This window comes from Sphaerotilus montanus (assembly GCF_013410775.1).
Lineage (GTDB): Bacteria > Pseudomonadota > Gammaproteobacteria > Burkholderiales > Burkholderiaceae_C > Sphaerotilus > Sphaerotilus montanus.
The window spans coordinates 4,093,828-4,118,259 of the sequence record NZ_JACCFH010000001.1; the positions used below are offsets into that span (position 1 = coordinate 4,093,828).

Annotated in this window: 24 protein-coding genes; 12 read left to right on the top strand and 12 right to left on the bottom strand. The window is 69.9% G+C overall.

Annotated elements, in window-relative coordinates:
* Positions 1-9: 9 nt before the first annotated feature.
* Positions 10-1,965, bottom strand: a complete 1,956-nt coding sequence (locus BDD16_RS18600; RefSeq protein WP_179635313.1) for a hypothetical protein — start codon at positions 1,963-1,965, stop codon at positions 10-12.
* A gap of 146 nt (positions 1,966-2,111) precedes the next feature.
* On the opposite strand from BDD16_RS18600, the gene BDD16_RS18605 reads away from it, so the two are divergent.
* Complete coding sequence (locus tag BDD16_RS18605) at positions 2,112-2,648, top strand: CAP domain-containing protein (protein WP_179635314.1); 537 nt, start codon at positions 2,112-2,114, stop codon at positions 2,646-2,648.
* Positions 2,649-2,663: 15 nt separating this feature from the next.
* Here the strand turns inward: BDD16_RS18605 and BDD16_RS18610 are convergent, their stop codons facing one another.
* Positions 2,664-2,918 (bottom strand): hypothetical protein, encoded by a 255-nt coding sequence (locus BDD16_RS18610; protein ID WP_179635315.1) that lies wholly within the window; start codon positions 2,916-2,918, stop codon positions 2,664-2,666.
* A gap of 51 nt (positions 2,919-2,969) precedes the next feature.
* A complete protein-coding gene (locus tag BDD16_RS18615; protein ID WP_246332607.1) occupies positions 2,970-4,322 on the bottom strand; it encodes a hypothetical protein in 1,353 nt (450 codons plus the stop codon).
* 102 nt (positions 4,323-4,424) lie between these two features.
* Here BDD16_RS18615 and BDD16_RS18620 point away from each other — a divergent pair, with 102 nt between their 5' ends.
* Both BDD16_RS18620 and BDD16_RS18625 read left to right on the top strand, forming a co-directional pair.
* Complete coding sequence (locus tag BDD16_RS18620; RefSeq protein WP_179635316.1) at positions 4,425-5,816, top strand: serine/threonine-protein kinase; 1,392 nt, start codon at positions 4,425-4,427, stop codon at positions 5,814-5,816.
* Positions 5,817-5,863: 47 nt separating this feature from the next.
* The gene (locus BDD16_RS18625) at positions 5,864-7,066 is read left to right on the top strand and encodes an OmpA family protein (protein WP_179635317.1); all 1,203 of its coding nucleotides are present in this window, start codon (positions 5,864-5,866) and stop codon (positions 7,064-7,066) included.
* Here the strand turns inward: BDD16_RS18625 and BDD16_RS18630 are convergent.
* The 8 genes from BDD16_RS18630 to BDD16_RS18665 form a co-directional block, all read right to left on the bottom strand.
* Positions 7,044-7,373, bottom strand: a complete 330-nt coding sequence (locus BDD16_RS18630) for a c-type cytochrome (protein WP_179635318.1) — start codon at positions 7,371-7,373, stop codon at positions 7,044-7,046. The genes BDD16_RS18625 and BDD16_RS18630 overlap by 23 nt on opposite strands.
* Positions 7,358-7,591: a thioredoxin family protein gene (locus BDD16_RS18635; protein WP_179635319.1), complete on the bottom strand. Its 234-nt coding sequence runs from the start codon at positions 7,589-7,591 to the stop codon at positions 7,358-7,360. The genes BDD16_RS18630 and BDD16_RS18635 overlap by 16 nt, the downstream gene beginning before the upstream one ends.
* Before the next feature lie 30 nt (positions 7,592-7,621).
* Entirely contained in the window at positions 7,622-8,659 is a 1,038-nt protein-coding gene (locus BDD16_RS18640; protein WP_179635320.1) for a permease, read from the bottom strand.
* Positions 8,660-8,703: 44 nt separating this feature from the next.
* On the bottom strand, positions 8,704-9,741 hold the full coding sequence (gene arsB / locus BDD16_RS18645; RefSeq protein ID WP_179635321.1) for an ACR3 family arsenite efflux transporter: 1,038 nt from the start codon (positions 9,739-9,741) through the stop codon (positions 8,704-8,706).
* Positions 9,742-9,757: 16 nt separating this feature from the next.
* Positions 9,758-10,258 carry an arsenate reductase ArsC gene (locus BDD16_RS18650; protein WP_179635322.1) on the bottom strand — a complete coding sequence of 167 codons (501 nt, stop codon included), beginning with the start codon at positions 10,256-10,258 and terminating at the stop codon, positions 9,758-9,760.
* Positions 10,259-10,273: 15 nt separating this feature from the next.
* Entirely contained in the window at positions 10,274-10,768 is a 495-nt protein-coding gene (locus BDD16_RS18655) for an arsenate reductase ArsC (protein WP_179635323.1), read from the bottom strand.
* A 69-nt stretch (positions 10,769-10,837) separates the two neighbouring features.
* Complete coding sequence (locus tag BDD16_RS18660; RefSeq protein WP_179635324.1) at positions 10,838-11,353, bottom strand: ArsI/CadI family heavy metal resistance metalloenzyme; 516 nt, start codon at positions 11,351-11,353, stop codon at positions 10,838-10,840.
* A gap of 21 nt (positions 11,354-11,374) precedes the next feature.
* Positions 11,375-11,713, bottom strand: coding sequence for an ArsR/SmtB family transcription factor (locus BDD16_RS18665; protein WP_179635325.1), 339 nt, complete (start codon positions 11,711-11,713; stop codon positions 11,375-11,377).
* Positions 11,714-11,845: 132 nt separating this feature from the next.
* Here BDD16_RS18665 and BDD16_RS18670 point away from each other — a divergent pair, with 132 nt between their 5' ends.
* The 8 genes from BDD16_RS18670 (at position 11,846) to BDD16_RS18705 (ending at position 22,846) form a co-directional block, all read left to right on the top strand.
* Positions 11,846-12,529: a winged helix-turn-helix domain-containing protein gene (locus BDD16_RS18670; protein ID WP_179635326.1), complete on the top strand. Its 684-nt coding sequence runs from the start codon at positions 11,846-11,848 to the stop codon at positions 12,527-12,529.
* A 123-nt stretch (positions 12,530-12,652) separates the two neighbouring features.
* Positions 12,653-13,354, top strand: a complete 702-nt coding sequence (gene phoU / locus BDD16_RS18675; protein WP_179635327.1) for a phosphate signaling complex protein PhoU — start codon at positions 12,653-12,655, stop codon at positions 13,352-13,354.
* Positions 13,355-13,383: 29 nt separating this feature from the next.
* Positions 13,384-14,091, top strand: a complete 708-nt coding sequence (gene phoB, locus BDD16_RS18680; protein ID WP_179635328.1) for a phosphate regulon transcriptional regulator PhoB — start codon at positions 13,384-13,386, stop codon at positions 14,089-14,091.
* A complete protein-coding gene (gene phoR, locus BDD16_RS18685) occupies positions 14,088-15,362 on the top strand; it encodes a phosphate regulon sensor histidine kinase PhoR (protein WP_310732823.1) in 1,275 nt (424 codons plus the stop codon). The genes phoB and phoR overlap by 4 nt, the downstream gene beginning before the upstream one ends.
* Positions 15,363-15,424: 62 nt before the next feature.
* Positions 15,425-17,893, top strand: coding sequence for a PAS domain-containing sensor histidine kinase (locus BDD16_RS18690; protein WP_179635329.1), 2,469 nt, complete (start codon positions 15,425-15,427; stop codon positions 17,891-17,893).
* Positions 17,890-18,540 (top strand): response regulator, encoded by a 651-nt coding sequence (locus tag BDD16_RS18695; RefSeq protein WP_179635330.1) that lies wholly within the window; start codon positions 17,890-17,892, stop codon positions 18,538-18,540. Before BDD16_RS18690 ends, BDD16_RS18695 begins: the two co-directional genes overlap by 4 nt.
* A 152-nt stretch (positions 18,541-18,692) precedes the next feature.
* Entirely contained in the window at positions 18,693-19,109 is a 417-nt protein-coding gene (locus BDD16_RS18700) for a hypothetical protein (protein ID WP_179635331.1), read from the top strand.
* Positions 19,106-22,846: an EAL domain-containing protein gene (locus BDD16_RS18705; protein WP_179635332.1), complete on the top strand. Its 3,741-nt coding sequence runs from the start codon at positions 19,106-19,108 to the stop codon at positions 22,844-22,846. Before BDD16_RS18700 ends, BDD16_RS18705 begins: the two co-directional genes overlap by 4 nt.
* A 46-nt stretch (positions 22,847-22,892) precedes the next feature.
* On the opposite strand, the gene tnpA is transcribed toward BDD16_RS18705, so the two are convergent.
* Positions 22,893-23,312 (bottom strand): IS200/IS605 family transposase, encoded by a 420-nt coding sequence (gene tnpA / locus BDD16_RS18710; protein ID WP_179635333.1) that lies wholly within the window; start codon positions 23,310-23,312, stop codon positions 22,893-22,895.
* A 25-nt stretch (positions 23,313-23,337) separates the two neighbouring features.
* Between tnpA and BDD16_RS18715 the strand changes: the two genes are divergently transcribed.
* Positions 23,338-24,408, top strand: a complete 1,071-nt coding sequence (locus tag BDD16_RS18715) for an RNA-guided endonuclease InsQ/TnpB family protein (RefSeq protein ID WP_179635334.1) — start codon at positions 23,338-23,340, stop codon at positions 24,406-24,408.
* Positions 24,409-24,432: the final 24 nt, after the last annotated feature.

Below are 24,432 nucleotides of genomic sequence, written 5' to 3' on the forward strand. Positions count from 1 at the left end.
CCTGCTGACTCAGGGCGCGGCTTTCATCAGGATCGCCCCCTCTCCGGCCCGCAGCCGGACGCGGGTGACCGCGGCGCCGACGCTGCCGTCCGCGGCGAGCGGGAGGTAGCGCCCGCCCAGGTCGATCGGCGGCGAGTGGACGGTGTACTGCGACGCCGTGGTGTTCCACGCTGCGGGTCGGTGCAGCACGATCGCCTTCGTGTAGTCACGCCGCCAGACATCCGGCCCGCCGCCCAGGTCCGTGCCCCGTTTCCATGCCAGGTCGCGTGCACCGGCCCGGTAGCCGCGCGGGTCGGGCACACCGATGTCGACGCCCATGGCCGGAAACCACGTCGCCCAGCGCCGCACCTGGTCCAGCCGCGGCAGCGCCTGTTTCGCCTGGTGCAGCACGGCCCCGTCCACGCGCAGCACCTCGTCGGTCTCGCTGTAGATGTAGCCGCCGCGCGAGTAGTAGGCGAACGCGGTGTTCGCGTTGCGGGCGATGTGGTGCTTGCTGAGGGCGACGATCGGGCCGCGGTTGCCGCGGTCCCAGGCCACGCTGCCCGCGGCGACCGTGTCCTGCGTGTCGGCGTAGAGGAACACGCCTTGCGTTCCGGCCGGGTTGCGGGCGGGCAGGTAGTCGTCGTAGGCCATCGTGTTCGGACGGCCGTCGTCGCCGGTGGTGATGCCGCGCAGGTCGTTGGTCTTCCAGACGAAGGTGTGGTACTCGGCGATGCTCCACTGGCCTGACTTGACCAGCGCGGTGCTCGTGGCGTTCACGCCCAGCAGCAGCGCGGGCTGCTGCTGCCGGGTCAGGCGAACGACGTTGCGGTACCTGGCCAGCGTGGCGGCTGCCCAGGTGGCGCCGGCGGCCTTGTCGACAAAATCGGTGGCGCTGGCCGGCACGCCGTCGTCGGCCACGTCGCGCTCGCCGTCGTCGCACATCACGCCGCCGGCGCCGCTGCTGCGGCTGTCCTTGACGATCTTGCTGGCGAGGAAGGTCGCCCAGCTGCCATCGGCCAGCCCCTGCCGGTCGGCCGGATTGGCGATGAAGTGGTTGCTCGACCAGAACGCGATGCGCGCCTGGTACGGGAACTTCGCCGAGGCACCGGCGGGTGGTGTCGGGTTGTAGGCCAGCGGGGTGCCGCGGTGCACGATGGTCGGGCTGCTGGCGTCCCAGCCCCGGCCGCTCTGCGGCGTGGCGCCGAGCCAGTCGTCGCCGCGGATCTGGCTGCTGACCGGGACCACCCGGGCCGCGCTGACGACGATGCGGACGAAGTACTTGCGGCGCGAGCCGTTCAGGCTGGTCGGCTGCCAGTCGGCCGGCGGCACGAAGGACAGCGTGCCCGACCGGGTGAAGGCGGCCGTGCCGTCCTGCAGTCCAGCCGAGAGCGTGGCCCAGCCGCTGCCGTTCCAGTACTGGACGGTCCGCACGACGTCGGCCCCCGCCGTGGACAAGGTGAACCGGATGTCGGCGAACGGCTCCTCGTAGCCGAGGTAGGTCTGTCCCGACAGCGCCACCTGGCCCGCGTAGGCGGTGGCGGACACGTCGGTGACGCTGCGTCCGTCCGTGCTGCGCAGCACGCCATTGCGGCCCTCGAAGGCGTCGAAGCGGTCCAGGCCGTCGAAGATCCGCCCGACCCGGGCGGTGTAGTTCGCCTTGGCGTGCAGCAGCATCTCTTCGGGCACGAGCCGCCTGGCCAGCGCCCAGTCCTTCATTTCCAGCAGTTCGGCGATCGAGCCGATGCCGTGGATGTCCTGGTAGCCCATCCACTTCACCGCGGGGGACGTCGGCTTCGGCCCGGCCAGTCGCACCTCGAAGCGCTGGTCCATCCACGCCGTGGTGACCGCGTCCGGGGTGCTGTAGGCGACGATGCCATAGCCCTTCAGCGGAGGGGGTGGCGTGACCGTGGCGGCGTGGGCGGTCGTCCCGACGAGACCCAGAACGGCGCAGAGGCGGCGCAGATGGTGTGGAGGAGCGTGCATGGGCCGGAATTCTGCGGCGCCAGCAGTGGTACGTTTCAGTGCCGATCCTCCTCAATCTGGAGGATCGGGTGGCAATTGTTCACGGTATTTCGCGGCGTTCTGGCCGAAGATGCGGTCAGCCAAGCTCCTTGGCCGAGGAGTACGTGATGCGCTTGCGCTTTCCCTGGCGGATCCTGTTGTCCGGACTCGCGGTTGCGGGTACCGCTGTCGCTGCTGCGGCGGACGACGCCGCGTTTGCGCAGGACATCCTGCGGGCCCACAACCAGGTGCGCTGCCTGCATGGTGTTGCGCCGCTGGCGTGGCACGCGGGGGTCGCGGCCTATGCCCGCCACTGGGTCCGCCAGGGCGGGTTTGACCACAGCGATTCCTACAACGCGCCGATCGGGCCGCTCGGCGAGAACCTGTACGGTTCGTCCGAGGTGCCCACGGGCGCCGAAGCGGTGCAGTCCTGGTACAGCGAGGTGTCGGACTACCGGCCGGAGGATCCGTCCGGCGCGGCCGGGCACTTCACGGCCATGGTCTGGAAGGGTGCGCGGTATCTCGGCTGCGCCCGTGCGGGCGGCAACCTGTTCTGCAACTACTGGTCGGGGACCCGGACGGCGGACTGCAGCACGCCGAACATGCAGGGCTGCTACCGGGCGCAGGTGCTGCCGCGTGTGCGCACGTCCGCCCAGTGTCCGTGAGCCGCGCGCGCGGCATCAGGGGTGAACTGCGCCTGTCGGCAGGATCAGCGTCTCGGTCAGCGTGTTCAGTCCGAGAACGCCGCCGCTGCCCGACTGGCGGGCCCGCAGGCGCAGGCGGTCGAGGGCCTGGATGTCCATCGCGCGTGCCAGGTGGATGAGCGAGGTGACGTAGCGGCGGGTGTGCCGCGAGCGTCTGCCGCAGGCCCGTGCTGGCGAAGCTTCTCGACGGACGCGGTCACAACCTGGCTGGGGGCGGAGTGGCGGGTTCATGCGGGAATTCTGCCGCGCTGACACGCGCCCGCCCCCCGACCGAAGTACGGTTCAGCAGGTGCTGTAGACCGGTGCGAAGCCGCCCCCTGCGGTGCGGAAGTTGGTGGTCTGTCCCTGGTAGAGCCGGGCGGCCACCCATTGCACCTGCGTGTCATAGGCGTAGGCGCGCAGATCGAATTTCATCGGGCGCCGGGTCTCGTCGGCCTCCAGCTGGCGCTGGCCGGGCGTGGCGAGTGCCTGGGCGACGTAGTCGCCGTCGCGGGCCAGGATCTCGTCCCAGACACGCCGGGTGAGCTTGTCGCCGCGCCAGGCCGCGCGGCTGCCGTAGCCGCCTGCCGGCTTGAAGAACAGGCCGCGCCGCGCCGCCCAGAGCCGCTCGGCGTCGGCCGCGGCCACCACTTCGGTGTGCGGCACGTGTGCCAGCAGGACCGCGCGTGTCTCGGCGGGCACTCCCAGCGCGACCAGTTCGGCCTCGTCGCTGAAGACGGCCAGGTGGCGCTTGTCCGCGTAGAGCGCGTGGGCCTGCGGGTGGGGCGTGATGGCGGCGGTCTGCGTCAGCCACGCCTGGCGCAGCGCGGCGCTGGCGGGCTGCTCGAAGTAGAAGTCGGTCAGCCGGTTGTAGACCAGGTCGATCACGGTGTCGCCGTGCCAGAGCTGGCCGGCGCGCCAGTCGAGTTCCGCCGGATCCGCGATGACCGCCTGCAGGCCGTGGCGCTCGAACAGGGTGCGAAAGAGCAGGAACTCGGCGTAGAGGTATTGCTGCGCGGGGGCCTCGTCGACGATCGCGATGGTGCGCAGGGGTGCGGTGCGTCCGGTGTGCTGCCATTCCGCGCGGAACATGGCGACGATCGCGGCCTCGAAGGCCGCCGCCTGGGCCGCCGTCGGTACCAGCGGTGCCATCTCGGGGCAGCAGGCGCGCTGCGCACGGGCGAGCAGGGCATTCAGCAGCGCGCCGCCCGCGTTGGTGTTGACCTCGATCAGGCCGAGCTGGTCGTGGTCGAGGTGGAAGTCGTGGCCGAAGAACACGCTGCGTGGCAGCCGCTGGCCCGGCGGCAGCGGCACGCGCGCCGCTTCGGGTGCGGCCGCCAGCACGCGCTCGTGCCACGCCGGCAGGGCGACCACCGATTCGACCGCACGGATGACCTCGCCCATGCGCCGCAGGTGCGCGCCAGCGACGAACACGGGCTGCGCGGCGAAGACGAAGGGGCAGCGCTCGCGCAGCAGCGCCGACAGGCCGGGCGCGCCCAGTTCCGCATCCAGCGCGCGGGCGAGGGCGTCCCGGTCGAGCGTCAGGCAGTGGCAATCCTGGTTCAGGGCCTTCGCCAGATCGGTACCAAATGGGACCTCTGCAGGGGTCCCAGACCCGCCAGCAAGGCCCACTGTTGTATTGATCACTTCTTTCATTGCCGGAACCCCTTCGAAACTTTGCCTATGCTGAAGCGACAGGGTGAAACAGGCCAATGCGCAAGGTCACAGGCGTGTGGTTTTTCCATAATCCAGCCGCTCATGTCACCTCATCCTGCCATTCCTTCTGTTCCGGTGCCGCTGGCACCGGGTTCCTGCCTTGGTGCCTACGAGCTTGGCGCGTGTCATGGCGAAGACCTCGACGGCTTCGACTACGACGCCGTGGAGCGCCACAGCGGCCGTGCCGTGACGATCCGCGAGGGCTGCCCGGTCGGGCTGGTCGCGCGTGTCGGCGCGCAGGTCGTGCCCGTGCCGGGTGCCGAAGACGATTTCCGCGACTGGCTCGCCCGCTGGACCCGCCTGACCGGCCACTGGGAGCAGGCGGGCCGCTCGGCCGATCTGGCGCGGCTGGCGCACTCCGCGCTGGTCCGCATCGAGGCGCGGGGCGAGGCCAACGGCACGGCCTGGGTCTGCCTGTCGCCGGCCACTGGCCGCACGCTGCGCCAGGTGGCCGAGGCGGGGCCCGGCTGGCCCGACCGCGCCACAGTGGACGCCGGGCTGCACGCCTGCTGCAACGCCGTCGAGTCGCTGCACCGGCTGGGCGAGCTGCACGGCAGCCTGACGCCGGAGCGCGTGGTCGTGCTCGACAGCGGCACCTGGTGTCTGCCGCTGCCGGACACCGACCCGAGCCGCCAGCCGCTGTCGCCGTGGCTGGCGCTGGAGCAGACCGAGGCGGGCCGTTTGGCTGGACTGGTGACGGGGCCTTGGACGGATGTCCATGCCGTCGCCGCGCTCGCGCACTGGCTGCTGACCGGCTCGGCACCGCCGAGCCTGTCGCGGCGCCAGGCCGATGCGCCGGACTGCTGGGCCGAGCTGGAGCGGGCCGAGCCGGATCCGCTGCGCCGCCGTGCACTGCGCAGCGCGCTGGCGCCGAAGCCGGCCGACCGGCTCGGCAGCATCGCGGCGCTGCGCATGGCGCTCGGCTGGTCGGAACGCCATGCGCCGAGCGTCGCGGCGCCCAAGCCGGCGCCTGCACCGCTGCCATCCGTGCCGCCGGCCCCGCCAGCCAAGGCGGACCGCACCGGGCTGATGACGCTGGGCGGCCTGCTGGTGTCGCTGTCGGCGGTGTTCGCCGTGCTCTGGATCAACCGCCCGCCGACGGCCGAGCCCGTGGCTGCAGCGATGGCGGATGCCCTCGACCAGCGTCCCGCGGGCGCTGGACACCGGGTTCCGCCCGTCCCGCCGCCGCCGTTGCCAGTGAAACCGAAGGCGCCGCCCAAGCCGCCTGCACCGCCGCAGGTGCAAGCGCCCGCGCCGACACCGAAGCCGAAGCAGGCTTCCGTGTCCCCGGTGCCTGAGCTGCCTCCGACAACAGTCCGCCCGACCGAGGTGGCTGCGCGCAAGAAAACCTCCGAGGCCTGCATCGACTGGCTGCGTCGCCGCTCGCTGGAGCCTGCGGGCAGCGAGCGCACGTCGAACCCTGCCTGCGAATGAGTCGTCCGTCTTGCCTCGCCTTGAACCTTGAAGAAGGAGCTTGCACCATGCCTCTGCATCCCCCGCGCCTGTCCGCCGGCCTCCGGCACCTGGTCGGTCTGGGCACCCTGTTCGCGCTGCTGACCCTCGCCGGATGTGCCACGCCGCCGCCGCCTGCGATCACGGCCGACCTGCCGCTGGCGCAGGCCGTGGGCATGGCGACCGACCAGACCGTGCGCCTTCTGGACGAGCAGCGCGGTCTGGCCCGCTACCTGAGCCGCTCGACACGCGTCTACGTCGCCCCGGTGGTCGATGCCGGCAGCCGGCAACAGACGGTGAGCACGGTGCGTGTGCGCGAGCTGATCGCCGTGCATCTGAAGAGCCAGCACCGCGGGATCGAGCTGGTGCCGTTCACCGCCGCCGCGGCGGCGCGCAGCGAACTCCGGCTGGACACCACGCTCACGGCGGCCCTGCTCCCGGACGGGCGCCGGGCCACGGACCGCGTCAGGCTCGACATGCGTCTGGTCAGCCTGCATGACGGCCGCACGCTGGCCCGCAGCGAAGCCTCCGTGGTGGACGCCGGCATGGACGGCACGCCGGTGAACTTCTTCCGCGAGAGCCCGTTCTCGCTCGCGTCGGGGGAGGCGGACGCCTCGTCGACGGCCGGAGGGACGGCCCTGTCCGAACGCGACCGCACGTTGCCGATCGCCCGGCTGGACGAAGCCGGCGCCGCCTACGCCGCCGGCCGCTACGACCGCGCGCTGGACCTCTACCGCTCGGCGGCCACGCTGCCCGGGGCGGACACCATGCAGGCGCTGGTTGGCACCTACCTGTCCGCCATCCGCTCGGGCCGGGACCAGGAGGCGCAGGAAGCCTTCGCCCGCATCGTCGCGCTCGGCCTCAAGACCCGGGTGATGGGCGTGAAGCTGCTGTTCGCGCCGGGCAAGACCGAGTTCTGGCCCGATCCTGCCATCAGCAAGTTCTACCCCGAATGGCTGCGCGAGATCGCCCGGCAGGCGGGGGACGTGCCGTCGTGCCTGCAGGTGGTCGGCCACTCCAGCCACAGCGGCGCCGAGGATTACAACGTGCTGCTGTCGGCCCAGCGTGCCGACGCGGTCCGCCAGCAGCTCGAAACCGCCAATCCGGCGCTGGTGCAGCGCATCGAGGCCTCCGGCGTGGGCTGGCGCGACAACCTCGTCGGCACCGGCAGCGACGACCTGAAGGACGCCGTCGACCGGCGGGTCGAGTTCAAGGTGGTGGACTGCCGCTGACGATCCAGCGCACCAGCGCCCGGGCGTCCTCGGCGCTCAGGCGCTCGTGGGCGTCGACGTGACCGAAGAAACTGCCGGTGCGCAGCTGTTCGGCCAGGGCGGCTTCCTTGTCCGGCTGGCCCTGGTACTGCGCATAGTCCTTGGCCAGCGTGGCGAAGCTGGGGGTCTTCTTCTTCGGCGGGTCGCCGTGGCAGTTGTAGCAGCCCTTGTCGGCGGCCAGTCGGGCGCCGGTCTGCGCGGCGGCTGGCGGCCATGCGCTGACAGCCAGCAGGCCCGCCAGGGTCAGGCAGGTCAGCCGCGAAACCACTGCTCGACCTTTTCCCGGGTCGGCACACCGCCCGCGTGGACCACCTTGCCATCGACCACGACACCGGGCGTGGCCATGACGCCATAGCCGACGATGTCGCGCATCTCCTCGACCTTGCTCAGCGTGATCGCCGCGCCGCGGGCCTGGGCGACCTGCTGGATCAGGGCGATGGTGTTGCGGCAGTTGGCACAGCCGGTGCCGAGAACCTGGATGTCCATGGGAGGGGTTCCTTGTCTGGATGGAGGGGGTCAGAGCAGGGCATTGAAGACGTAGCCGACCAGCAGGATGCCGCCAGCGACGATGCCCATGAACGTGGCGATCAGCCGGACCTTGAGCACCTTGCGCAGGATGATGGCCTCGGGCAGCGAGAGCGCGATGACGCTCATCATGAACGCGAGTACCGTGCCGAGCGCGGCTCCCTTGGCCAGCAGCGCCTGCACGATCGGGATGATCCCCGCTGCGTTGGTGTACATCGGCACGCCGACCAGGACTGCCAGCGGCACCGACCACCACGCCTCCCGGCCCATGAACGAGGCCATGAAGTCTTCCGGCACCCAGCCGTGGATGCCGGCGCCGACGGCGATGCCGGCCAGGATCCAGGGCCAGACCTTGCCGACGATCTCGCGCACGCTGGCGAACCCGGCGTCGATGCGGTCGGACAGGCCCAGGCCGTCGTGGTCCGCTTCGGCCTGCACCCGCGGCATGTCGCGCACCCAGTCCTCCAGGTGCGCCTCCATCTTCAGCCGCCCGATGGTCCAGCCCGCGACGATGGCCACCGACAGCCCCAGCCCGAGGTAGAGCAGCGCGATCTTCCAGCCGAACAGCCCGAACAGCAGCGTCAGCGCCACCTCGTTGACCATCGGCGCCGAGACCAGGAACGAGAACGTCACCCCGAGCGGCACGCCCGCCTGCACGAAGCCGATGAACAGCGGCACGGCCGAGCACGAGCAGAACGGCGTGACGATGCCGAGCAGGGCGGCCATCACGTTGGCGACACCCTCGCTGCGGCCGGCGAGCAGGGCGCGGGTGCGCTCCGGCGTGAACCAGGAGTTCACCATGCCCATCACGAACACCACGCCCGTGAGCAGCAGCAGCACCTTGGGCGTGTCGTAGAGGAAGAACTGCAAGGCACCGCCGAGGTGGCTGGCGCGGTCGACGGGCAGCGCGGCGACCAGGGCTTCCGACACGGGAACCAGCGACTGGTAGAGCAGCCACCAGACGGTGGCGGCTGCCAGCAGGAAGGCGGCAGGGTACCGGCGTGGCAAGTTCAGGGCGGTCGCGTGCATGGACTCCAGCATGCGGGACCCTGCGTGCGGCCCCTTGATGCAGATCAGGGGCGGTGCAGCGCGGAGCCCGCCTCGTACCAGCCCTTGCTCTGGTTCACCACCCGCACCACCAGCAGCATCACTGGCACCTCGATCAGCACGCCGACGACGGTGGCCAGCGCCGCACCCGACTCGAACCCGAACAGGCTGATCGCCGCGGCCACCGCCAGCTCGAAGAAGTTGCTCGCGCCGATCAATGCGGAAGGACACGCGACGTTGTGCGCCTCGCCGACCCGCCGGTTCAGCCAGTAGGCCAGCGCCGAGTTGAACAGCACCTGGATCAGGATCGGCACCGCCAGCATCGCGATCACCAGTGGCTCGCGCAGGATGGCCTCGCCCTGGAACGCGAACAGCAGCACCAGCGTCAGCAGCAGCGCGCTGACGGACCACGGCCCGATCTTTTCCAGCGCCGCATCGAACGCCGCCTGCCCGCGCGCCAGCAGCGCCCGTCGCCAGAGCTGCGCGATGACCACCGGCACCACGATGTAGAGCACCACCGAGGTCAGCAGCGTGTCCCACGGCACCGTGATCGACGACAGGCCGAGCAGCAGCGCGACGATCGGCGCGAAGGCGAACACCATGATCGTGTCGTTCAACGCCACCTGCGACAGCGTGAACAGCGGGTGCCCGTTGGTGAGCCGGCTCCAGACGAAGACCATCGCGGTGCAGGGTGCGGCAGCCAGCAGGATCAGGCCGGCGATGTAGCTGTCCAGTTGCCCGGCGGGCAGCCACGGCGCGAAGACATGGCGCACGAAGATCCAGCCCAGCAGCGCCATCGAGAACGGCTTGACCGCCCAGTTGATGAACAGCGTGACGCCGATGCCGCGCCAGTGCTGGCGGACCTGGTGCAGCGCGCCGAAATCGACCTTCAGCAGCATCGGGATGACCATCACCCAGATCAGCAGGCCGACCGGCAGGTTGACCTTGGCGACCTCCATGCCGCCGATGGCCTGGACCGGGCCGGGCAAGGCCTGACCCAGCGCGATGCCGACGACGATGCAGAGGAAGACCCAGACGGTGAGGTAGCGCTCGAAGACGTTCATGGGGTGTCTCCTGCGCTCAGCTCTGGCCGATGGCGACGAGCGCGGCCTGCAGCGCCGCGCGGTCCATCGTCTCCAGCGGCAGGGCCAGCAATTGCAGCATCCGGTAGCCGATGGCCTGCCGGGTCAGCTCGAAGGCGCGGGGCTTGTCGGCCTCGGCCGCGTTGGACGGATCCGGGTAACCCCAGTGCACCTTGACCGGCTGCTGGCCTGCACCGCCGAAGAACACCGGGCAGGACTCGGCGGCTGCGGAGTCGCACACGGTGATCACGATCGACAGCGGCGGCGCGTCCGGCGTGGTGAACGCGTCCCAGCTCTTGCTGCGGTAGGCGCTGGTGTCGATGCCGGCGCCGTTCAGGGCCTGGATCGCGTACGGGTTGATGCGGCCGCTCGGGGCGCTGCCGGCGCTGTGGGCGCGGACATCCTTGCCGAGCCGGGCCGCGAGGTGGTTCAGCATGCCCTCGGACAGCACGCTGCGGGCCGAGTTGTGGGTGCAGAGAATGAGAACGTGGGTGGTCATGGACGTGTGGAGAACTCAGGATTGGCCGATGCTGCGCAGCTCGTGTGTCAGTGCCATGGCGTCGAGCTTGTCGATCGGCAAGGCCAGCATCAGATCGATGCGGCGCTTGAGCGTGAGCGCGGTATCGACGAACTTCTGCAAGCGCTGGGCGTCGCTGCCTTCGGCGGCGACCGGGTCGGGGACGCCCCAGTGCGCGCTGATCGGCTGGCCCGGCCAGTGCGGACAGACTTCACCGGCCGCCTGGTCGCAGACCGTGAAGATGAAGTCCAGCACCGGGGCGCCTGGTGCGGCAAATTCGTCCCATGACTTGCTGCGCAGACCTTCGGTCGGCAATTTCAGCTGCGCCAGCGCCTGGAGCGTCAGCGGATGGACGGCGCCAGCCGGATGGCTTCCGGCCGAATGGGCGACGAACCGGTCGCCGCCCAGTTGCCGCAGCATGGCTTCGGCCAGGACGGACCGGGCGGAATTGCCGGTGCAGAGGAAGAGGACATGGCGAGGGCGCTGGTGCATGGCAGGCTCCGTGCAGTTGGTCTGCGAGACCGTGGTGAATGCAATGGACATCGGAACTTGGCAATCGGCTCAGCAGCAGCTGCTGCTGCCGCCGCCCGTGGCCGGCGTGCTGATCGCGATGCCCAGCGGTTTGCCGCGCACGGTCGGTCCGGTGGCCGGGCGGGTGTTCGGGGCGCAGCAGGCCGTGGCGGTCGGGGTGGCATCGGCCCGCTCCCGGAACACGGGGATGTTGCCCAGCGTGTGGAAGTGTTCCCAGGCAATGCCTTGCGGATCGGTCACCCAGTGCTTCTCGCTGCGGGCGTAGCAGCAGCTGGTGGCGCCTTCGTCGAGCAGCGCCAGGTCGGCAGCCTCGGCACGGGCCTTCAGTCCGGCGAGTTCCTCGGCGTTGTCGGTCTGGATGCCGAGGTGGTCGAGGCCGGGCTGGCTGCCGCGGGTCGAGATGGCGAAGTTGACGGCCGGATCGTCGAGCATCCACTTGGCGTAGTCGCCTTCGACGCGGGCCGGTTCGGCGGCGAACAGCTTCGAATAGAAGGCGATGCTCTGGGACAGGTCATCGACGTGGAGGTGGACATGGAAACGCTTCATGGCGGGACTCCGGTCAGGGGTTCAGCAGCAGGTGGTGCCGCAGTCGGGTGTGGGGGTGGTGGCGCAGGTGGTGGCCGAACCTTCGCAGCAGTGCGCGGTGAGGTAGGCGAGCAGGGCGTTCATCTGCGCCATCGCGGCGCGGTAGATGAGGTTGCGGCCGTCCCGCTCCTGGCTGACGAGGCCGGCGTGCGTCAGCTCCTTCAGGTGGAAGGACAGGGTCGAGGCCGGCACGTCGAGCAGCGCGCCGAGCGCGCCGGGGGTCATGCCGTCCAGGCCGGCGCCAACGAGGGCCCGGAACACGCGCAGCCGCATCGGCTGGGCCAGCGCGGCCAGTGCAGTGGTGGCGGTTGATTCTTCCATGATTCCATTATGCTGGAAATATAGGTGTAATTCCACACGATTTCCACTACCGGCACCTGTCTGTCAAAACGCTGTCACATGACGGCGCGACCATGACAGTTCCGCTTCTGGCCCACCGGTGAGTCGATCCCCATGCATGAACCTGCCGTTCCCGCGCCACGCCCGCCCCACAGGACTGTTCTCGTGGTGGTGGAGGAGGCGGTGATCCGCGAACTGCTCGCGGTCCATTTCCGGTTCGCCGGGTTCTTTCCGATGCTGGCGGCATCGTCGGCCGAGGCGCGGCGGCTCGCGGGCGAGGTGCGTCCCGATGTGGTGCTGGTCGATCCGGATGTGCCGGCCACGGCCGACACCGGCTTCGCGGCCGAGGCCGTGCCGCCCTTGCCGCTGGTGCTGGTGTCCGCACAGGCAGTGGCCGGATGCAACGCGGTGCTGCGGCTGCGCAAGCCGTTTTCCCCGCGCGAACTGGTGGGCGAGGTGGTGCGGCTGCTGCGGCGCGATCCGCAGCGCCTGCGCGCCGGCCCGATCGTGATCGATGCCGAGCGGCACCTGATCACGGTGAACCGCCAGGGCCGGGCGACGCCGATCGAGCTGGCCCCGGTGGAGCTGAAGCTGCTGCAGTGCCTGATGGCACGGCCGGACCACGCGATCGAGCGCCAGCACATCCTGTCCAGCGTCTGGGGCAAGGGCAGCGAGGTCGACGTCCGCACCGTGGACCAGAACATCAAGCGTCTGCGCCGCTGTCTGGAGGAGGCCGGCGCGGGGGATGTCATCCGCACCGTGCGCGGTGTCGGCTACCGCTTCAGCTCGGCACCCTGAAGGCCATGCCGTTCAGGGTGTCCGTTCATGACGCCCGTTGTCACCAAAGTTTCACAGTGGCTGCCTACAGTGGCCCAGTTCCCGCTACAGGCCATTCCGGCCCACATCCAGGGAGGACCCCCAATGAGCGACAAGCATCTCTCTAGCCAGTTCGACGCTGAACTCAGCGCCATCTCGGCCCGGGTACTCGAAATGGGCGGTCTGGTCGAAGCCCAGGTCGCGCAGGCGGTCTACGCGCTGACCCACTTCAGCCATGTGACGGCCGAACAGGTGATCCGCCAGGAGCACCGGGTCAACCAGATGGAGATCGAGATGGACCGCGATCTCTCCACCGTCATCGCCCGCCGCCAGCCGACGGCCCGCGACCTGCGCCTGCTGATCGCCACGTCGAAGACCATCGGCAATCTGGAGCGCGTCGGCGACGAGGCCGCCCGCATCGCGCGCACCGTGCAGCGCGTGACGAACTTCGGCATGTCCGGCCGTCTGCCGATCGCGGACGTCGCGTTCGAGGCCGGCCTCGCGATCGCCTCGCTGCGCCGGGCACTCGATGCCTTCGCCCGGCTGGATGCGCTGCAGGCCCTGCAGGTCATCAAGCAGGACAGCGAGATCGACGCCGAGTTCGACGGCCTGATGCGCAAGCTCATCACCTACATGATGGAAGACCCGCGCACCATCTCGGCCTGCATCGACCTGGTCTTTGTCGTCAAGGCGCTGGAGCGTGTCGGCGACCATGCCAAGAACATCGCCGAACAGGTGATCTACGTCGTCAAGGGCGCCGATGTGCGCCACACGCCGCCCGACAGCGTCGAGACGGTGGTGCAGTGAGCCACCGCCACAACAGGGACTGAAAGACCATGGGACGCATCCTGATCGTCGAGGACGAGCCGGCCATCGCCGAGCTGATCGCGCTGAATCTGCGCTACGAAGGCCATGACGTGCGGGTGGCCGGCACTGCCGACGCCGCCGTGCGGCAGGTCACTGAACAGCTGCCCGAGCTGGTCATCCTGGACTGGATGCTGCCGGGCGAGTCGGGGGTGTCGCTGGCACGCCGCTGGCGGTCGGACGCCCGCACGCGGGAGCTGCCCATCATCATGCTGACGGCCCGCTCGGAAGAGCGCGACCTGATCCAGGGTCTCGACGCCGGTGCGGACGACTACCTGACCAAGCCGTTCTCGACCGGCGAGCTGCTGGCGCGCATCCGTGCGGTGCTGCGCCGCAAGCTGCCCGAGGCGCTGGACACGCCGATCGAGGCCGGCCCGATCCGGCTCGATCCGGCCACGCGCCGCGTCTGGCACGGGCAGGAAGAGGTCCCGCTCGGCCCGACCGAGTTCCGCCTGCTGCGCTTCCTGATGTCGCATCCGGAGCGGGTGCACAGCCGCAACCAGTTGCTGGACCGCGTCTGGGGTGACCATGTGTTCATCGAGGAGCGCACGGTCGATGTCCACATCAAGCGGCTGCGCGCCTCGCTCGCACCGGCCGGGTGTGCCGACCTGATCGAGACGGTGCGCGGTGCCGGCTACCGCCTGGCCCGACCGAACCTGACCAGCCAGGCGGCCCAGTGATCTGGGCGCTGCTGCTGAGTCTGGCGGTGGCGCTGGTCGCTGTCGCGGTGGCGGCGGGCTTGTGGCGCAGGCAGCAGCGCCTGCTGCGCTGGACGGCCGCGGGCATGGGCGAAACGGACGCGCCGCTGCTGCCGGGCGCTGCTGGGGAGATCGGGCAGCGGGTCGAGCGTGCCCTGCGGGCCGGGGCCGCCGCCCAGGCCGAGCAGGTGCGGCGGCTGGAGACCTTCCTCACCGCCATCGACGCCTCGCCCAACGGCATCCTGCTGCTCGATGCGCAGGACCATCTCCAGTGGATCAACCAGACCGCGGCGGCCCATTTCGGCCTCGACGTGCTGCGCGACCGCGACCAGCGGGTGACCAATCTCGTGCGTTCGCCCGCATTCGTGGAACACCTGCAGAGCGGGCGATTCGACGGCTTCGACGAAGGCGTGAGCTTTCCGAGTCCGCGGGGCGACACGATGCTGTCGGTGGTGGTGCGGCCCTACGGCGACTCGATGAAGCTGGTGCTGTCGCAGGACATCACCGCCCGCGAGCGCAGCGACCGGATGCGGCGCGACTTCGTCGCCAACGTCTCGCACGAGATCCGCAGCCCGCTGACGGTGCTGGCCGGCTTCATCGAGACGCTGTCCGATCTGCCCCTGACCGGGGCCGAGCGCCAGCGGGTGCTGGTGCTCATGCGCCAGCAGACCGACCGCATGCGCAACCTCGTCACCGATCTGCTGGCGCTGGCGCAGATCGAGGGCGCGCCCCGGCCGCTGTCGGACCACTGGACCGATGTGGGCGAGCTGATGTCGCAGATCGAGATCAGCGCGCGGGCGTCCGACAAGGACCGCCACCACTTCGAGCTGCAGGTCGGCGGGCCGGCGCAGCTGGGCGGGACCGAATCGGAGCTGTTCAGTGCCTTCTGGAACCTGGTGAGCAATGCGCTGCGCTACACCCCGGCGGGCGGCAGCGTGACGGCCCAGTGGGCGGTGCGCCCCGATGGCACGGGCGAGTTCCGCGTGACCGACACCGGTGCCGGCATCGAGCGCGAGCACATTCCCCGCCTGACCGAGCGTTTCTACCGCGTCGACAGCAGCCGCTCGCGCGAGACCGGCGGCACCGGGCTGGGGCTGGCCATCGTCAAGCACGTGGTGCAGCGGCATGACGGCGAGTTGCTGATCGACAGTGTGCCGGGCAAGGGATCGGTGTTCCGCATCGTGCTGCCGGCCTTCCGGGTCCGTCTCCGAGCCCCTGCGACACCAAGGACACGGTCAGAGCCTGTAATCTGAGGGGGTTGCTTCATTTCAGGCAGAGCCGATTGAACGTCCCGTCCCCGTCCGATCCGGGCCCCGTGCCCCACCCCGGAACGCCGACCCAGCAGCGATCCCGCGAGGAGGTCTCGCGGGTCGTGCTGCTCTACGTGCTGGCGGCGGCGCTCTGGATCGTCCTGTCCGATGCCCTGGTCCAGTGGCTGCTGCCCGATCCGGTGCTGCGCGGGGTGGTCGGCACGTTCAAGGGCTGGGTGTTCATCGGGGTGACCGCGGTGGTGCTGTACGGGCTGCTGCTGCGCCATGTGGAGCGCGGACACCAGGCCTTCGACCGCGAGCGCGCCGCCTGGCAACAGCGTGACGAAGCGATGGTGCTGCTGCAGTCCCTGGTCGATGCCTCGCCAGACGCCATCTTCGTGAAGGACCGCACCGGGCGCTACCAGCTGTTCAACGCCGCGGCCGCCCGCATCGTCGGCAAGCCGGTCGCGGCCGTGATCGGGCAGGACGACCGCGCGCTGTTCGACGCCGACCAGGCCGTGGCGGTGCAGGCCAACGACCAGCAGGTCATGGCGCTGGGCCAGGATCTGACCTTCGAGGAGGTGCTCGACACCGTCGCCGGGCTGCGGACCTTCCAGGCGCTCAAGGGGCCGCTGCGGGGGGCGGATGGCCAGGTCACCGGCCTGTACGGCATTTCGCGCGACACCACCGAACGCAGCGCGCTGGCCCGCCAGCGGCAGCAGGCGCTGGAGGCCGCGCACCGGGCCCGCGATCTGCTGCGCGACGTGCTGGCGCGGGTGGACGACGGCCTGGTCGCGCTCGACCGGGACTGGACCTTCACCTACGCCAATCCGCCGGCGGCCCGGATGCTCGGGCGCCAGCATCCGGACGAGCTGATCGGCCGCCAGGTCTGGACCGCGTTCCCGACCGTGGTCGGACGGCCATTCCAGCAGGCCTGCGAGCAGGCCATGCAGGACCAGCAGCCCATCGTGCGCGAGGACCACCACCCGCCCTGGGACCGCTGGTTCGAGTCCCGCATCTACCCGTCGCCGCAGGGCCTGTCGATCTACTTTTCCGACATCACGCCCCGGCGGCAGGCCGAGCGGGCGCTGCAGGTCAGCGAGCAGCGCTACCGGCTGGCGGCGAGCCACGGCCAGATCTGGGACTGGAGCGCCGACACCGGTCAGCTGGTCATCGCCTCCGGGTTCTGGGTGGGGCAGGGGCTGCAGGCGCCGCCGCCGCAGGCCAGCCTGCATCGGTTCGAGGAGCGCCTGCATCCGGACGATCTGTCGTGCTTCCGGTCGGCACTCACGGCCCATCTGCGGCAGCGGGCGCCGTACTGGCTGGAATTCCGCATGCGCCATGCCGATGGTTCTTGGCGCTGGTTCCAAACCCAGGGCCAGGCGGTCTGGGATGCCCGCGGGCGCGCCATCTACATGGCCGGCACCACCTTCGACATCACCGAGCGCAAGGGGGCCGAGGAGGCGCTGCGCGAATCCGAGGCCTACCGCCGCCTGGTGTTCGAGCAACTGGCCGACGGCGTGCTGCTGATCGACAGCACGCTGATGGTGCTGGATGCCAACCCGCAGGCGCAGGCCATGCTGGGCTACACCCGCGCGGAACTCCTGCGCCTGTCGATGCACGACCTGCTGGCCGAACACGAGCGTCCGCGGCTGGATGCCGAGCGGGTCCGGCTGCTCTCGGGGGGAATGCACCTGGACGAATGGGCACACCGGCGCCGGGATGGCACGCAGTTCCCGGCCGAGGTCAGCGTCCGGGCCCTGGACGGGCAGCGCCACGTCAAGGTGCTGCGCGACATCTCCGCGCGGCGTGCCACGGAGACCGCGCTGCTGAACTACCAGCTGGAGCTGTCCGAGCTCACCCAGCGCCTGCTGGAGCAGGAAAAGCAGACCACCCAGCGCGTGGCGCAGGCGCTCCACGACCACGTCGGACAGACGCTGGCGGTGATCCGGCTGAATCTGGATGCAGCGCAGGCCACCTACGGCCCCTCGATGCCGGCCGGTCTGCAGCAGACCTGCGGTGGCCTGTCGCAGATGCTGGACCAGGTGGTGCGCGAGGTCCGGCTGGTGCTGGCCGATCTGCGCCCCCCGCTGCTGGAGGCGCAGGGGCTGGTGACGGCGATCGACAACGAGATCCGCTCCCGGGTGCTGCCCGGTGTCGGCAGCGAGACGGGGGCGGACGTGCTGATCGAGGTCAGTGACGAGCTGGCCGCTCGGCGCTGGCCGGCGGATGTCGAATATGGCGTGTTCATGGTGGCGCGGGAGGCCATTGCCAACGCCCGCCAGCACGCGGGTGCGAGCCTGATCCGCGTGATCCTGGGCGAGGACGACGGGGCTGGCGCCGACGGGCTGGCGCTGGACGTGCAGGACGACGGGCGCGGCATTCCGGCGCTCATGCAGCAGGGGCGGCCCGGCCACCTCGGCATCGTCGGCATGCGCGAGCGGGCCATCGCCATCGGCGCCCGGTTTTCGGTGGGGCCCGGCCCGGATGGCGGGACACGGGTCTCCCTGCGCTGGAAGGCGGACAAGACATGAACACGTGTGCGCTGTATCTGGTCGATGACCACGCGATGATGCGCGACGGGCTGCGCGCGGTGCTGCAGGCGGCCGGGCACCGGGTGGTGGGCGAGTCGGGCGATCCCACGGTGGCGCTGGCGGAGCTGCAGCAGCTCCAGCCGGCCTTGCTGCTGCTCGATCTGCACCTGGGCGAGCAGCAGTCCGGGCTGGCCTTGCTGGGCGAGTTGCAGCGCCGTCAGTTGCCGGTGCGCACCATCGTGCTGAGCATGTCGGCGCAACCCCGCCATGTGGCCGAAGCGCTGCGCCTGGGTGCGATGGGCTATGTGCTCAAGGGCTCGCCGTCGAGCGAGCTGCTGGGCGCGGTCGACGCCGTGCTGCAGGGACGGCGCCACCTGAGCCCGGACGTGGCCGATCTGGCCGTGCAGGGCCTGACGGCCCGTGACGAGGCCTCGGCACTCGACGGCCTGTCGGTGCGGGAGCGGCAGATCATCGCCATGGTCGTGCGCGGCCATTCGAGCACCGAGATCGGCACGCTGCTGCACCTGTCGCCCAAGACGGTCGACTCCTACCGCAGCCGCCTGATGGGCAAGCTGGGCGTCTCGGACGTGCCGGCGCTGGTGCGGCTGGCCATCCGGGCCGGTCTGATCGACGCCGACGAACCGTGAGTCTTTTCGTGCCTTACTTGGTGCTGACGGCGTTTTCCGGCAGGACCTGTCCAGAACTCCCCGCAGACCCGGCAGGCCCGCCCTCCTAGAGTCCCGGCACGCTGGAAGTCACTCTGGTGCCATTCCGGCGCCACTCCGGCGGGAGCCTCGGCGTGTCCCTGCACGGTCTTGAATCCGAACTGCCCTGCCGCGTCTTGGTCGTGGTCGGCTCGCCGCGTCGGCTGGCCGAGGTGCACGCCGTGCTGGGTCTGGTCATGCCCGACGGCCTCGTGGAAGTTGCCGACACCGTGGTGGAGGCGCTGCTGCGCCTGACCCGCAAGCCGGCGCAGCTGCTGCTGCTGGACCTGGCGGTGGATGACGCCTTCGCACCCATGGTCGTCCGGCACCTGGCGCGTGTGGCACCGGTCACCGAGGTGCTGGTGTTCGATGACCGCGCCCGCACCGTCCCCGGCCACCAGCGGGTGCACGCCTGGGAAGAACTGGACAGCGTGCTGACCCGCTGGCACGCGGTGGTGCAGCGATCCGCCCGTGGGCTGCATGGACCAGAAGAAGAAAGAAGCCTGTCATGAAACCGGCCCCCCATCCCCCGAACGAAGCCGCACGCCTGCAGACCCTGACGGGCCTGAACGTGCTCGATACCCCCGCCGATCCGGTGCTGGACGGCCTGGTGCGCAGTGCCGCGCTGGCATTGGGCTGCCCGATCTCGCTGGTCAGTCTGGTCGATGCGGACCGCCAGTGGTTCAAGGCCCGGGTCGGACTGGATGCCACCCAGACCGGCCGTGCGCCGTCCTTCTGCGGGCACGCCGTCCTGGGGGACACCCTGTTCGAGGTACCCGATGCGACGCTGGACGCGCGCTTTGCCGACAACCCGCTGGTCACGGGTGACCCGAACGTGCGCTTCTACGCCGGCATGCCGCTCACCCTCGACGGACACGCCATCGGCACCCTGTGCGTGATCGACCGCCAGCCCCGCCAGCTCACTGAAGCGCAGCGCGAGATGCTGGAAGACTTGGGCCGCGTGGCGACCCACTGGATGCAGAGCTGGCGCCAGTCGCAGGCGCTGGACCAGCACATGCACCACCTGGAGGAGCGTGTGGCCACGCGCACGCAGGAACTTGCGCTGGCCAAGCAGGCGGCCGAAGCGGCCAACGAGGCCAAGAGCGCCTTCCTCGCCACGATGAGCCACGAGATCCGCACGCCGATGAACGGCGTGGTCGGCATCGTCGACGTGCTGCGGCAGTCGAGCCTGACGCCCTACCAGTCCGACCTGGCCGACACGATCCGCGACTCGGCCTTCGCGCTGCTGGGCATCCTGGACGACATCCTCGACTTCTCGAAGATCGAGGCCGGGCACCTGGCGCTGGAATCCGAGCCCGTGGCGCTGCTGCGGCTGGTGGAGGGCGTGTGTGACGCGCTGCAGCCGGTGGCGGTGGCGCGGCGCGTGTCGCTGCAGGTGTTCGTCGATCCGGCGCTGCCGGCGTGGATCCTCAGCGATGTGGTGCGGCTGCGCCAGATCCTCAACAACCTGCTGGCCAACGCGGTCAAGTTCTCGGCCGGGCTGGAGCGGGCCGGCCAGGTGCGGGTGCGGGCCGAAGCGCTCGGCGAAGACCGTCTGGTCCTGCAGGTCCGCGACAACGGCATCGGGCTGCCGGCATCGGCGCAGGCCCGGGTCTTCGATCCCTTCGAACAGGCCGAAGGCAGCACCTCGCGCCGCTACGGTGGCACCGGTCTGGGGCTGTCCATCTGCCGCCGCCTCGTGACGGCGTTTGGTGGCGACATCCGCGTCGAGAGCACACCGGGGCAGGGCGCCGTGTTCACGGTGACGCTGCCCTTGCAGCGCTGCGAGCGCGCCCCGGCCACCCACTTCGAGCGCGAGGCCGAACTCTCCGGCCTGCAGGGCCACGTGCTGCTGGACGATCCGCAGCAGGCCCGGGACTGGTGTGCCTATCTGACGGCCGCCGGCGCGCAGGTGCAGTGCTGGTCCGACGCCGACGCGCTGTGGCGGGCGCTGGCGGACCGGCGACCGGATGGTCCGACCGTCGTGCTGTGGCAGACCCGGCAGAACCGCGACCCGGCCGAGACGACGCGGGTGCGGATGCGTGGCGAGGCGGTGGCCCCGGGCCTGCAGTGGGTCTGGCTCACGCCGGGCCAGCGGCGCAATCCGCGGGTGCTCGGCCCCGGGCTGGTGATGCTCGACCAGGACGCGCTGCACCGCGCTGCGCTGCTCAAGGCGGTGGCGCTGGCGGTCGGCCGCCGTGTGCCGGATCCCGTCGAGCTGGGCACCGGGGCATCGCCGGGCCGACCGCTGCTGTCGGACAACCGGGATGCCGTGCTGCAGGGCCGGCTGGTGCTGGTCGCCGAGGACAACGACATCAACCAGAAGGTGATCCGCCGGCAGCTGGCGCTGCTCGGGCTGTCCGCCGAAGTGGCAGACAACGGGCTGGATGCTCTGGAGCGCGCCCGCAGCGGACGTTTTGCGCTGCTGCTGACCGATCTGCACATGCCGGGCATGGACGGCTACGAACTCGCCAGCACGCTGCGCCGCGGGGAGAGCCCCGGCCAGCACCTGCCCATCATCGCGCTGACCGCCAATGCGCTGAGCGGCGAGGCCGAACGCTGCCGCACGGCGGGCATGGACGACTACCTCACCAAGCCCGTGCAGCTCGAACAGCTGGGCGCGACGCTGGCCCGCTGGCTGGCGCCGGCCGTCTCGCCGCCCTCGATGCCGCTGCCTGGCGACGGACCGGCCCTGCCGGTGTTCGACCCGACGGCGCTCGCCCGGCTGGTCGGTGACGATCCGGCGGTGATCGACAGCTTCCAGCGCGATTACCTGGTGTCCAGCCGCGCCACCGCCGAGCTGCTGCGCACGGCGACCGCCCGCGCGGACTGGGCGCAGGCCAGTGCCCTGGGGCACCGCCTGAAATCCTCGTCCCGGTCCATCGGCGCGATGGCGCTGGGCGGCTGCTGCGCCGGCATCGAGCAGGCGGGCGCGACGGGCGACGGGGTCGCCGTCACGGCCTGGATGCAGCGCTTCGAGTGCGAACTGGCCGCGCTGGTGGCCCGGCTGGAGGCGGTCCCTGCCACCGCACAGACCGCCATGGCCAGCCGCGACGCCGACCCCACGCTGATGCTCGTCGACGACGACCCGTTCCAGCTCCAGGTGCTGCAGCGCCAGCTCGCTGCGCTCGGGGTCGGCTCGGTCCAGTCCTGCACCTCCGGGGCCCTCGCGCTGCAGCGTCTGCGCGGGCGCGACACCTCGGCGATGCTGCTGCTGCTCGACCTGAACATGCCGGGCATGGACGGCGTCGAATTCATGCGCCACCTCGCCGAGCAGCACTACCAGGGCGCACTGGCACTCGTCAGCGGGGCCGACCACCGCGTGCTGGAAACGGCCGCCAAGCTCGCCAGCGCCTACCAGCTGCACGTGCTGCACCACTTGCACAAACCGGTGGCCTCGGCGGTCCTGGGAGAGCTGGTGGCACGCTGGCGCGGCTTCGTGCCGGCGCAGGTGCGCCACGCGGCCCGTACACGGACCCCGGACGAGATCGACCGCGCGCTGCGTGGCAACCAGCTGATCCTGCATTACCAGCCCAAGGTCTCCATGGCGGACGGCGCGCTGGTGGGCGTCGAGGCACTGGTGCGCTGGCGGCATCCGTCCGAAGGACTGCTCTATCCCGACAGCTTCATCGCGGTGGCCGAATCCAGCGGCCAGATCGATGCGCTCACCCGCAGCGTGCTCTCGCAGGCGATGGGGCAGGCGCGCCGCTGGCGCGAAGCGGGCATGGGCCTGCGTGTGGCGGTCAATGTCTCGATGGACAACCTGGCGCGGCTGGACTTCCCGGAGTTCGTGCTGCGCGAGGCGGTCCACCACGGCGTGCCGCTGACCGACCTGATGCTGGAGGTGACCGAGTCGCGCCTGATGCGCGACGCGCGGGTGCCGATGGACATCCTGACCCGGCTGCGCCTGAAGCACATCGGCCTGTCGATCGACGACTTCGGCACCGGCCACTCGTCGCTGGCGCAGCTGCGCGACATCCCCTTCGACGAGCTGAAGATCGACCGCGGCTTCGTCCACGGCAACCGGGACCAGCCGACCCAGCGTGCCATCTTCGCCGCTAGCCTGGAGATGGCGCACCAGCTCGACATGACCGCGGTCGCCGAAGGCGTCGAGGACCGGGCCGACTGGGACTTCGCGCGGGCGGCGGGTTGCGACATCGCGCAGGGCTACTTCATCGGCCGCCCGATGCCGGCCGAGGCGCTGCCGGACTGGATCCGACTCTGGCGCAAGCGCAGCGAGACGCTCTGACCCGAACTGAGCGACAAGCCCCGGGGTTCAGCCCGGGGTCGAGCGTTCAAGCCGGAACGGCTTGCTGCTGTTCGATGTACTGACGCAGGATTTCGATTGGCGCTCCACCACAAGACGCGGCGAAGTAGGACGGGGACCACAAAACGCCCCGGCGCTTCAGCCACGGATGGAAGTCCCCGAATTCCTTGCGCAACAGGCGCGATGAAACCCCCTTCAGGCTGTTCACCAGCGCGCTCAACGCGACCTTCGGCGGGTAGTTGATGAGCAGGTGAACGTGATCATGCTCGCCGTTGAACTCGATCAGCTCGGCATCGAAGTCTTTGCACACGTCGGAAAGGATGCGGTGAAGGCTGTCGAGATGCTCTTGTCGGAACACCCCGCGCCTGTATTTGGTCACGAAGACCAAGTGGGCATGAATGGCAAAAAAGCAGTGTCTGCCCCGGCGATAGTCAGTTTCTTGTGTCATAGACCAATTGTGCTACAGTGATTTCATGGAAGCCACCAAGACCCTCAAGCTGCGCATCAAGGACAAGCACGCCGCCGTGCTGTCGGCGATGGCGCGCGAGGTGAATCAGATGTGGAACTACTGTAACGAGACGAGCAGCCGGGCGATCCGCGAGCGCCGCGAGTGGCTGAGTGGGTTCGACCTGCAGAAGCTCACGGCCGGGTACTCGAAGTGCGAAGGCGTGCGCATCGGCAGTGCCACGGTGCAACTGGTGTGCGAGGAATACGCCACCCGGCGCAAGCAGTTCAAGAAAGCCCGGCTGAACTGGCGCGTGTCGAACCCGAAGTCGGCGAAGCATTCGCTGGGCTGGGTGCCGTTCAAGGCGGGCGGCGCGAAGTACAAGGCCGGGCAGATCGCTTTCCTTGGGCACAAGTTCAGCCTGTGGGACAGCTACGGCCTGAGCCGGTTCGATCTGCGCGCCGGATCGTTCTCGCAGGATGCGCGCGGCCGGTGGTACCTGAACGTGTGCGTCAAGGTGGACGTGCCGAAGTCGGCCGGCACCGGTCTGGTGGGGATCGACCTCGGCCTGAAGACCACGGCGACGTGCTCGGACGGCGAAGAGCTGGCGTCCGGCCTGTACCGCAAGCATGAGGGCGCGCTGGGGATCGCCCAGCGGGCGCGCAAGAAAGACCGGGCGCGCGCGATCCACGCGAAGATCGTCAACACGCGCAAGGACGCGATGCACAAGTTCTCGACGGGGCTGGTCGCGCGCAACGCGGCGATCTTTGTCGGGAACGTGCAAGCCGGCGCGATGGTGAAGACCACCATGGCGAAGTCCACGTTGGATGCCGGGTGGTCGATGCTGAAGACGATGCTGGAATACAAGAGCCATGGGGCCGGCATCGTGTTCGAAGAGGTGAATGAAGCCTACACAACCCAGACTTGTTCGAGCTGCGGGGTCATTCCCGCCAGCAGTCCGAAAGGTAGGACAGGTCTGCGAATGAGGCGATGGACTTGCTGCGACTGCGGCGCGGAACACCACCGCGATGTGAAAGCTGCCCTGAACATCGCTGCGCGCGGACATGCGCGTCTCGCAGGAGGAATCCCCTTCCTTTAGGGCGGGGAGGATGTCAATGACAAT